Origin of the sequence: Cryptosporangium japonicum (genome assembly GCF_039524755.1) — a bacterium.
GTDB lineage: Bacteria > Actinomycetota > Actinomycetes > Mycobacteriales > Cryptosporangiaceae > Cryptosporangium > Cryptosporangium japonicum.
Window position 1 is genome coordinate 44,669 of sequence record NZ_BAAAGX010000003.1, and the last position, 10,354, is coordinate 55,022.

A 10,354-nucleotide genomic window follows, 5' to 3' on the forward strand; every position below is an offset into this window, starting at 1 on the left:
CCGTGGTTGAGCGGAACCGGCGACTCACCGTCGCCGCCTCGAGCCGGTCGGAGCTGCGGGGCCGCGTCGCGGAGCTGGACGTCATCCGGAAGGTTCTCGACGACGCTCGCGCCGGCACCAGCGGGGCGCTGGTGGTGCACGGCGACCCGGGCATCGGCAAGACCGCGCTGGCCGAGACGGCGCTCGACCGGTTCACGACCGGGATCCGCGTCGAGCGCACGGTCGGCGTCGAATCGGAGATGGAGCTGCCCTACGCCGGCCTGCACCAGCTGACCGCGGGGATGCTCGATCGGGCCGCGGGTCTACCGGCGCCCCAGCGTGACGCGCTGGAGACCGCGCTCGGCCTGCGCACCGGTGCCGCGCCGAGCCCGTTCCTCATCGGCGCGGCCGTCCTCGGGCTGCTCACCGAGGTGGCCGCCGAGCGACCGATCTGTTGCTTGATCGACGACGCGCAGTGGCTCGACGACGCTTCCCGGCAAGCCCTGGCCTTCAGCGCGCGCCGGTTGGGTTCCGAAGGTGTCGTGCTGATCTTCGTGATGCGGACGGTCGACACGACGTTCCGCGGACTTCCCGGGCTGGCCGTGCCCGGCCTGAACACCGACGACGCCCGCACGCTGCTGAATCAGGTTCTGCCCGGGCGGATCGACGCTCGGGTCCGGGACCGGCTCCTCGCCGAGGCCGGCGGGAACCCGCTCGCGCTGCACGAGCTGCCGTCGGCGCTGAGCCCCACCGAGATCGCCGGGGGGTACACGGTCGCGGGGAACACGACGCTGACCTCCCGGATCGAGAAGAGCCTGCTGGATCAACTCAGCGGCCTGCCGGAGAGCGCCCGCCGGGTGCTGCTGGTGGCCGCGGCCGACCCGACCGGTGACTCTTCGCTGCTCCGGCTGGCGGTCCGTGCGCTGTCGTTGGGCCCGGACGCGATCGACGAGGCGGAACACTCCGGCGCGCTCACCGTCGGTACACGCGTCGGTTTCCGGCACCCGTTGGTCCGGTCGGCGATCTACCGCGCCGCCTCACCGCCCGACCGCCGCCGGGCGCACGCCGCCCTCGCCGAGGCGACGCCGGTCGAGCTCGATCCGGACCGGCGTGCCTGGCACCGCGGCCACGCCGCGGTCGAACCGGACGAGGGGATCGCCGAGGTGCTCGAGGAGTCGGCCGTGCGGGCCCGCGGCCGCGGAGGCGTCGCCGCGGCGGCGGCGTTCCTGGAGCGCGCGGCCGCCCTCACCCCCGGGCCGGTCGATCGGGCCCGCCGGCTGTTGGCCGCGGCGCAGGCCAAACTCGACGCCGGTGCGCCGGAGGCCGCCGAACTGCTGCTCAGCGTCCTGCCGGCCGATGCGCTCGACCCGCTCGGCTCGGCCCAGGTCGCGCTCCTCCGTGCGCAGGTCGATTTCGCCCGCCATCGAAGCCCGAGAGTCGTGCGTGAGATCCTGGCCGCGGCCGATCGGCCGGATGTCCCGGACGCGGGCTTCGTGCGTACAGCACACTACGAAGCGCTGTTCATGGCGCAGTTCACGCTCGGTCGGAAGCGGTCCGATCCCGGCGACGGCGATGTTCCCTACCGCGACCTCAGCCGAGCGGTGTTCGACGCGACCGATGCCGACTCCACCCACCCGGTGGACCTGTTGCTGCGCGGTCAGGCGCTGATCGGACTCGGGAAACGCGCGGAGGCGATCCCGCTTCTCCGCCGCTCCGTCACCGGACTCCTCGACGCGCCCGCGCCCCTGATCCCCACCCGGTCGGCCGGCCTGGACTGTAACGCCGCCATCGAGACCTGGGACGTGGACGCGATGCGGACCCTGTCCGACCGGCACGTCGAACTGGCGCGTGCCGACGGACAGCTGACCGTCCTCCCTCTGGTTCTGTCGTTCGCCGGCGCCGCCCGGTTGGTCCAGGGCCGACTCGCCGAGGCCGAACTCATCGCGGACGAGATCGACGTGATCAAAGACGCGATCGGGCACCCGTTCCGGCGCACCCACCGGTTGCTGACCGCGGCCTGGCGCGGAAACGCCCCGGCCGTGTCGCGGCTGGCGGGCGAGCTCCGGCAGGACGTCGCCGCGGGAGACCGGGTGACGCCGACGATCGCCAACTTCGCCGAGGCGATCCTGGCCAACGGGGTCGGCGACTCGGAGGACGCGTTGCGGGTCGGCCGCGGAGAGTTGGATCAGATCCACCTGCTCACCTACAGCTCACGCATCCTGGCCGAACTGATCGAGGCCGCGGTGCGGGTCGGCGACCGGGCCACCGCCGACCGCGCCCTCGCCGAGCTCACCGCTCTCACCGAGCCGGTCGGCGGGGACTGGGCGCTGGGCATGCTCGCGGCCGGCCGCGCGCTGACCGACGATCCGGCCGGCGCCGAGGCCCACCACCGCGAAGCGATCGACCGCTACCGGCGGGGTGGTCTCGCGGTGTACGAGGGTCGCGCCCGGCTGGCCTACGGGGAGTGGCTGCGCCGCCGTCGCCGCCGGATCGACGCCCGGGGCGAACTCCGCACCGCGCACGAGTTGCTGTCCGGTCGGGGAGCGGCCGCGTTCGCCGCGCGGGCACACCGCGAACTGGAAGCGACCGGAGAGACGGCCCGGAGCCGCCTGGTCGATCCCGGCGACGCGTTGACGGTGCAGGAGGCGAACGTGGCGCGCCTGGTGGCCGACGGCCTCTCGAACCGCGAGATCGCCGCCCGCCTGTTCCTCAGCGTCCGGACGGTGGAGTACCACCTCCGGAAGGTGTTCCTGAAGCGTGGCGTCCGGTCCCGGCGTGACCTGGCGGATGCGCTGCGGGCCGAAGGCACGGCCCAGCCGTGACGAACGCACCGGCGCGCGGTGTCGCGCGCCGGTGCGGTGTGAGGGGTCAGGCCTTCGAAGCGGCCTGCTGGATGAACGACGCCGTGATGCCGGGCTGCGAGACGAAGACCGCGTGCGACGCGCGTGGAACCAGACGCACCACGCCCTTGGCCCGCTGGGCCATGAACTGCTGCACCTTCGGCGGGATGTTCCGGTCGGCCCCGGCGACCAGGAAGTAGCTCCGGACCGACTGCCAGGCCTGCGGCCCGACCGCGTCCTCCGCCAACGCCGCCGCCGTGATCGGGCGTTGGGCGACGGCCATCAGCGCGGCGTCGGAGGCCGGGACGTCGGCCGCGAACTGGCGCCGGAACAGCGTCGGATCGACGTAGAGATCCTCGCCGCCGCCGGGCAGAGGCACCGGGCGCAGCGTGTCGGCGAGCGTGCTGCCGGGGAACTTCGCCGACAGGTCGGCGCCGCTCTCCCCCGCGACCGGCGCGAACGCGGCCACGTACACGAGCGCCTTCACGTCGCGGTCACCGACCGCGGCCCGGGAGATCACGGCCCCGCCGTAGGAGTGTCCGACCAGGACGATCGGGCCCCGGATGCTCTCGAGCAGCGCCGTCACCTGCGCGGCGTCGGAGGCGACACCACGCAGGGGGTTGGCGGCCGCCACGACCGGGTACCCGGCCCGCCGCAACCGGGCCGTCACGCCGTTCCAGCCGCTGGAGTCCGCGAACGCGCCGTGGACCAGGACGATCGTCGGCTTCGGGCGCGGGGTGGACGCCGCCGCGGCGCCCGGGCCGAGCGTCGTCACCGAAACGATCGCCAGGAGTGCGGCGGCGAGAGCCACCGTCCGTCTGAACATCGAAGTTCCTTCCTCTCGAGAGGCGCTAGGCGGATTCGCCCGCGGCCCGGTCGATGAGCGACGCGGTCAGGTCGGGGTGCGCGACGAACGCCGCGTGCGATCCGTCGGCGATCTCCTGGACGACGCCCTTCGCGCGGTCGGCGACGAAGTGCTGCGCCTGCGCCGGGATGTTCCGGTCGGCCCCGGCGATCAGGAAGTAGCTGGGGATCGCCTGCCACCCCTGCGGACCGGTGACCGGCTCGTTCAACGCGGCGGCCGTGATCGGACGCTGGGTGGCCGCCATCAGCGTCGCCAGGTCCGCCGGCACGTCCGCACAGAACTGCTGGTGGAAGAGCGTCCGGTCGAGATAGAGGTCCTGGCCACCGTCCGGCAGCGGCACCGGGCGCAGCGCCTCCCCCAGCGTGCTGCCCGGGTACAGCGCGGCGAGCGACGCGGCGCTCTCGTCCTCCGCCGGGGCGAACGCCGCGACGTAGACCAGTGCACGCACGTTCGACGCGCCGGCCGACGCGGTGGACACGACGACGCCGCCGTACGAGTGCCCGACCAGCACGACCGGTCCGTCGATGCTGTCGACGAGCGCACGCACCTGGGCGGCGTCCGAGGCCACGCTGCGCAGCGGGTTCGACGCGGCGACGACCGGATAACCGGCGTCCTGCAGCCGGGTGATCGTGCCGCCCCACCCGCTGGAGTCGGCGAACGCGCCGTGGACCAGCACCACCGTCGGCCGCGTCATCGGGTCACCCCGAGGGCTTCGCGCAGCACCGCGATCGCCTGAGCGGTCGCGCCGCGCGCGGCGTGGGTGTCCTTCAGCGGGTTGAGCATCATGAAGTCGTGGCAGATGCCGTCGTACCGCACCGTCGTGATCGGCACCCCGGCCGCACGCAGCTTGGCCGCGTACGCCTCCCCCTCGTCCCGCAGGACGTCCGCCTCGTCGACGATCAGGAACGCCGGTGGGAGGCCGGTCAGGTCCTCCGGCCTGGCCAGGTTCGGCGAGGCCGTGATCTCCGAGCGCACCGCGTGGTCCGGGGCGTACTGGTCCCAGAACCAGGCCATGCCGGCCGCGGTGAGGAACGGCCCGTCGGCGAAGGTCCGGTAGCTCTCGGTGTTCTGCCGGGCGTCGGTGACCGGGTAGTACATCGACTGGTGCACGAACGTGACGTCGCCGCGCTGTTTGGCCAGGAGCGTCAGCGCCGCGGTCATGTTGCCACCGACCGAGTCGCCGGCCACCGCCATCCGCGCACTGTCGAGGCCGTGCGCGGCACCCTCGGCGACGACCCAGCGGGCGGTCGCGTACGCCTGCTCGATCGCGACCGGGTAGTGCGCGTCCGGCGACGGCGTGTACTCGACGAACACCACCGCGGCGCCGATGCCCACCGCGAACTCGCGGACGAGCCGGTCGTGGGTGCCCGCGTTGCCCAGCACCCAGCCACCGCCGTGGACGTACAGGACGACCGGCAACGCACCGGTCGCACCCTGGGGCTTCACGATGCGCACCCGGACGTCGCCCACCGCGGCGGAGACGACGACCCACTGCTCGTCCACCGGCGGCGCGTCGACCGGTCCGGCTTGGACGTCGTCGAGGACCTTGCGGGCCTCGACCGGGGAGAGCTGGTAGATGAACGGCGGTTTCGACGTGGCGTCCGCGAACTCCTGCGCGGCCGTTTCCAGCACGACTTCGGCCATGACTGCCTCCCGACGAAGTGGTTGTCGGGGCCGACGCTAGGAAGGCCGAGTGCTGATCCAGTGCGTACGCGACCGCACTGCGTCGTCATCGGCCGGAGCTACGGTCGGGCCTTTACCGGCTCGACCGAGGAGACCACCATGTCCGACGTCTTCGCCACCACCCGCATCGACGTCGGTGAGGTGACGCTGCGGGTCCGGCACGGGGGCGACGGCCCGCCGCTCCTGTTGCTGCACGGTTATCCCGAGACCCACGAGCTGTGGAACCCCGTCGCGGACGCGCTCGCCGCCGAGTTCACGATCGTCGCCCCGGATCTCCGCGGATACGGCGAGAGCACCGCGCCGCCCACCGTCGCCGACCACTCCACGTACGGCAAGCGCGCGATGGCCGCGGACGCGGTCGCGCTCATGCGTCAGCTGGGCTTCGACACGTTCGACGTCGCCGGTCACGACCGGGGTGGGCGGGTCGGATACCGCTTGGCGCTGGATCACCCGGCCGTGGTTCGCCGGCTGACGGTGCTCGACATCGTGCCGACCGGCGAAGTCTGGGCGCACGCCGACGACCGGTTCGCGCTGGGCTACTGGCACTGGGCCGTGCTCGCCCAACCGTTCCCGCTACCGGAGACGCTCATCGCCGCCGACCCGGACTGGTTCTTCTTCGACGCCCAGTTCGGCGGGGCGATGCGGTCGTTCCCCGCCGTCGCGGAGTACTCCCGGCACGTCCGGAATCCGCGGGTGATCCACGCGATCTGCGAGGACTACCGCGCGGGTGCGACCTGCGACCGAGCGGTCGACGACGAGGACCGCACGGCCGGGCGCCGGATCGCCTGCCCGGTGCAGGTGCTCTGGGCGGCCGGCGGCGCGGTCGGTGCCTGGTACGACCCGCTGGCGATCTGGCGGAACTGGGCCGACGAGGTGACCGGTGAGGCGATCGACAGCGGGCACTTCATCCCCGAGCAGAATCCGGAGGCGACGCTGGCCGCCCTCCGGCGGTTCCACGGCTGATCAGGCCGGCTGCCGGTACTGCGCGACCCGCGACGCCGCGGCGCGACGACGGGCGGCGGTGTCGTGCTGTTCACTCAGCTCCTCGGCGTAGGCGTGCAGCAGCTCGTGAACTTCGTACCGGCCCGCCCGAGGCCGCAGGATCGTCAGCGAGGCCAGTTCACCCAGGAGAGCGGCACCGGTGCGGTGGTCGACGTCGGCGAGAGCAGCCGCCGAGACCGCGGTCAGCTCCGGTCCGGGGTTCAGCGGCAGGAGGCGGAACAGCCGGGCCGCGTCCGGTGTCAGATCGCGGTAGGACCAGGAGAACGCGATCCGCAGATCGGCCGCCAGGTCCGGGCCGAACCCGCTGAGGTCTCGTGTCGCGGTCAGTTCGGCCGCGATCTCCGCGAGCGGGGTACCGGGGTGCGCCGCCGCTCGTGCCGTCACCAACGCCAGGGCCAGCGGCAACCGTCCGCAGCGGTCGACGATCTCGGCCACCGCCCGGCGCGCCCCGGCCACCCGTTCCTCGCCCAGCCGGCGCTCCACGAGCGCACGCGCCTCCTCCCGGCTCGGCAGGTCCAGCGGCAGCGGCTGGCCGCCACCGGTGGTGATCAGCCCGGTCAGACGCCGCCGGCTGGTGACGATCACCAGGCTGCCGGGCGACGCGGGCAACAGATGGCGCAGCTGCTGGTAGTCGCGGCAGTTGTCCAGCACCACCAGCACCCGGCGATCAGCGAGCACGCTCCGGTACAGCCCGGCCAGTGCGTGCAACTCGGTCGGGAGACCGGACGACGGGGTGCCGAGCGAGCTCAAGAAGCCACGCAACGCCTCGTCCGGCGCCATGGTCGCACCGTGGGGGGCGAGGCCTCGAAGGTCGGCGTAGAGCTGACCGTCCGGGTAGTCCGCGGCCAACCGGTGCCCCAGGTGCACGGCCAGCGTGGTCTTGCCGACACCGGGCATACCGTCGATCGCCAGCGCGACCGTCGGGCGGCCGTGGCTCCGGTCCTGCGCGAGGATCGCTTCGGCCCTCGCCAGCACGTCGGAGCGGCCGCTGAAGAACGGATGGTCCGGTGGGAGCTGGGCCGGAACGGACCGCTTGCCGGCGCTCGGTGGGGCCGGGACGGCTCGCTGGTGCAGCAGGTGGTCGTACGCGTCGAGGAGTTCCGGCGACGGGTCGATGCCGAGCTCCCGGTCCAGGCGCCGACGCACGGCCTGGAACAGGCTCACGGCCTCGGACTGCCGGCCATCGGCCGCCAGCGACCGGACGAGGCGTGCCTGCAGCGCCTCGTCCAGCGGGTTGAGGTGCGCGGCCCGGCGCAGCGCGGGAAGCACCAGGTTCACCGGGCCGTGGCGCAGCGCGAGGTCCGCGGCCTCCCGGACGACGAGCGAACATTCGGCGTCGATCGCGACGAAGGCCGGATGGGTGCGGGACACTGCTCGGAGCCCCGCCGCCGACGGCCCTTGCCAGAGCGACAGGGCCTCGGTGTACAGACGGATCGCGCGCCCGGGTTCGTCCGCGCCCCGGGCCTGGTCCGTCAGCGAGCGGAAGCGGAGCAGGTCGAGCGATCGCGCATCGACCTGGAGCCGGTATCCGCTCGGGCCGCGAACGACGTAGTTGCCCGTCGTCCGCACGGGCAGCCCCGGCTCGATCATGCGCCGGAGCATGCCGATCGAGCGGTGGACGACGTTCACCGCGCTCGTCGGTGGGTCGTCCTCCCACAGCGTGTCGACCAGCTCGGACACGCTCACGTTCGCGCCGGCCCGGGCCAGCAGCAGGGCGAGCACCACTCGCTGCTGCCGGCCCCCGGTCTCCACTTCCGCATCGCCGAGCCGGACGCCGATCGGACCAAGAACTGTGAACTGGAGCATGGCCCGATCCTGTCGGCGTCACCGGCCGGCGGTAATACGTCGGACGACTCTGCTGGCGAGGCGGTCGGGCGCGCGCCTCAGCGAGCCATCAGGGCCGCCAGCTCGCCCCGGGTCGAGATGCCGAGCTTCGGATAGATGCGGTACAGATGGGCGCCGACCGTGCGATGGGACAGGAAGACCTGGTCAGCGATCTCCCGATTGGTGAGTCCCGCCGCGGCGAGCTGCGCGATCTGCAGCTCCTGCCGGGTGAGCACGGCCGTCGCGTCGACGACCCGGGCGGCCGCGGAATCGCGGGCAGGTGTGACGCCGGCGGCACGAAGTTCCGCCGCGGCACGGTCGGCCAGCGGGGCGATCCGCAACCGGTCGAGCTCCCGGAGTGCGTCCGCGAGCGGCTCGCGCGCCTCGACCACCCGCCGCTGCTGGCGCAGCCAGGCACCGTAGGCCACCTGGGTGCGGGCCAACTCGAACGCGCCCGGGCTCTCCCGGCCGAACCGGAGCGCTTCCCGGTAGTCATCGTCGACGGCCGGCCCCGTTCCCAGCAGAGCCCGGCACCGGTGAACGCTCGCCGTCAGGTACGGCGAGGCGAGAGCGGCCGCCTCCCCGGCGACCGCCTCGACGACGTCCCGTGCCTCCTCCGCGTGCCCGGCGGCGAGCCCGGCCTCGACCAGATCAGCCAGCGCCCACCGGAGAGTCTCCCGATCGCCCGACACCGCGCGGAGGTGCTGCCACGCGTCCTCGGCGCGGTTCTCGGCCGACGCGAGCAGACCTCGCGCCCACGCGTAGTCGGCCGCCAGCCGACGGCTCGGGCGGTCACCGGCGAGCGCGGCTTCCCGGGCCAGCACCTCGGCGGCCTCGACGGGTTCTCCCCGTCGGAGCCGCAACCGGGCGAGCGCGACGGCTCCCGCGGCGACGACGGTCGTCAGCTCGAGTTCCTCGGCGACGCGCAACGACACCTGCAGGTCAGCGTCGGCGTCGGTCAACAGCCCGGCGGCCAGCCGTAGTCGTCCCCGGCGGTTCACCGTGAGGCAGACGTCGCGCGGCGAACCGGCCCGGCGGAAGCCGTCGACGGCCCGGTCCAGGCAGCGCATCGCGGCGGGGACGTTCTGGACGATCTCGGCGCTGCGTGCGAGCACCAGAAGGTGGACCGGGTCGTCCGTGCGCCGAATCGTCCGCGGAAGCCGTCGCCGCAGGTGCGGCGCGTAACGCACGGGATCGAGCACGGCCAGGGCCGGGATCAGCAGTGGGTCGTCCGTCGACCCGCGCTGCCGCTCGAGAAGCTCTCGTGCGCCCCCGCGGCCGTCCGCCGCCGTCACCGCGGCGATCAGGACGCCGATCCGCTCCGGTCCCTCGGGCAGCCGGTCGGCGATCTCGTCGAACACCGACGGCTCTCCACCGTCCGGTGCGCCGATGACGGCCATCATCGCGAAGGTGTGCGCGAGCGGCACCAGCAGCCCGGCGTCCGCGGTCAGCGGTATCGCCTCCCGTCCGGCCCGGACGGCGTCGCGCCACCGCCCGGCCCCCCGGTACGCCTCCGCCGCCTGGACCAGACGCGCCGCGCGGACCTCGCCGACCGACGTGAGCGTGGCCGCGCGGTGCAGCGCCCGTCCGGCGTCGGCCAACGCGCCACGGCGTCGGGCCCGTTGTCCGGCCATCGCCAACGCGGCGGCGACGCGCTCGTCCTCGGTGTGGGTGGCCAGTGCCCGGTGCCACGCGGAGCGGTCCGCGTCCACCGTCGTCTCGGACAACGCGTGGTGGACCGCATCCCGATCGGCGGTGTCCGCACCGCCGTACACCGCCGACGCGACCAGCGGATGCCGGAAGAGGGCCCGGTCGCCGCTGATCCGGATCAGGTCCGCCGCGTCGGCGATGTCCAGGTCGTCCGGCCCGGCGGCGAACCGACGAGCGGCGGTCATCACGTCGGCCAGCGGGAGATCCTCGGCGGCGGCGAGCACGAGGAGCAGTCGGCGGGTCGACTCCGGCAGCGCGGACACCTGCCCGAGAAACGTGCGCTCCAGGCGTTCGGACATCGGCAGGTGCTCGGGCCGGTCGATACCTCTGGTCAGGCCGTGATCCTGGATCGCCGCCGCCAGTTCGCGCACCGCGAGCGGGTTTCCGGCCGCGGTGTCGAGCAGCACCCGCCGCACGTCCGGGTCGAGCGGGATGCCCGACCCGTCGGCCA

Annotated in this window: 7 protein-coding genes; 2 read left to right on the forward strand and 5 right to left on the reverse strand. The window is 73.6% G+C overall.

Features of this window, described 5'->3' with window-relative positions; genetic code table 11:
- Positions 1-2 precede the first annotated feature (2 nt).
- The gene (locus ABD437_RS02095) at positions 3-2,801 is read left to right on the forward strand and encodes an AAA family ATPase (RefSeq protein ID WP_344646996.1); all 2,799 of its coding nucleotides are present in this window, start codon (positions 3-5) and stop codon (positions 2,799-2,801) included.
- A gap of 46 nt (positions 2,802-2,847) precedes the next feature.
- On the opposite strand, the gene ABD437_RS02100 is transcribed toward ABD437_RS02095, so the two are convergent.
- From ABD437_RS02100 to ABD437_RS02110, 3 genes are read right to left on the reverse strand one after another with little or no spacing between them, the layout of a single operon-like run.
- Positions 2,848-3,645 carry an alpha/beta fold hydrolase gene (locus ABD437_RS02100; RefSeq protein ID WP_344646997.1) on the reverse strand — a complete coding sequence of 266 codons (798 nt, stop codon included), beginning with the start codon at positions 3,643-3,645 and terminating at the stop codon, positions 2,848-2,850.
- A 25-nt stretch (positions 3,646-3,670) separates the two neighbouring features.
- Positions 3,671-4,378 carry an alpha/beta fold hydrolase gene (locus tag ABD437_RS02105; protein ID WP_344646998.1) on the reverse strand — a complete coding sequence of 236 codons (708 nt, stop codon included), beginning with the start codon at positions 4,376-4,378 and terminating at the stop codon, positions 3,671-3,673.
- On the reverse strand, positions 4,375-5,328 hold the full coding sequence (locus tag ABD437_RS02110; protein ID WP_344646999.1) for an alpha/beta hydrolase: 954 nt from the start codon (positions 5,326-5,328) through the stop codon (positions 4,375-4,377). The genes ABD437_RS02105 and ABD437_RS02110 overlap by 4 nt, the downstream gene beginning before the upstream one ends.
- 138 nt (positions 5,329-5,466) lie before the next feature.
- On the opposite strand from ABD437_RS02110, the gene ABD437_RS02115 reads away from it, so the two are divergent.
- Positions 5,467-6,330 (forward strand): alpha/beta fold hydrolase, encoded by an 864-nt coding sequence (locus ABD437_RS02115; protein ID WP_344647000.1) that lies wholly within the window; start codon positions 5,467-5,469, stop codon positions 6,328-6,330.
- Here the strand turns inward: ABD437_RS02115 and ABD437_RS02120 are convergent, their stop codons facing one another.
- Together ABD437_RS02120 and ABD437_RS02125 are read right to left on the reverse strand one after the other, a co-directional pair.
- Complete coding sequence (locus tag ABD437_RS02120) at positions 6,331-8,175, reverse strand: AfsR/SARP family transcriptional regulator (RefSeq protein WP_344647001.1); 1,845 nt, start codon at positions 8,173-8,175, stop codon at positions 6,331-6,333.
- Between the two features lie 77 nt (positions 8,176-8,252).
- On the reverse strand, positions 8,253-10,354 hold a 2,102-nt coding region (locus tag ABD437_RS02125), incomplete at its 5' end, for a LuxR C-terminal-related transcriptional regulator (RefSeq protein WP_344647002.1).

Bases quoted from the DNA above. Each gene is read 5' to 3' on its own strand.
- ABD437_RS02100 (WP_344646997.1), bottom strand. From the start codon at position 3,645: ATGTTCAGACGGACGGTGGCTCTCGCCGCCGCACTCCTGGCGATCGTT.
- ABD437_RS02115 (WP_344647000.1), top strand. From the start codon at position 5,467: ATGTCCGACGTCTTCGCCACCACCCGCATCGACGTCGGTGAGGTGACG.
- ABD437_RS02105 (WP_344646998.1), bottom strand. From the start codon at position 4,378: ATGACGCGGCCGACGGTGGTGCTGGTCCACGGCGCGTTCGCCGACTCC.
- ABD437_RS02110 (WP_344646999.1), bottom strand. From the start codon at position 5,328: ATGGCCGAAGTCGTGCTGGAAACGGCCGCGCAGGAGTTCGCGGACGCC.
- ABD437_RS02120 (WP_344647001.1), bottom strand. From the start codon at position 8,175: ATGCTCCAGTTCACAGTTCTTGGTCCGATCGGCGTCCGGCTCGGCGAT.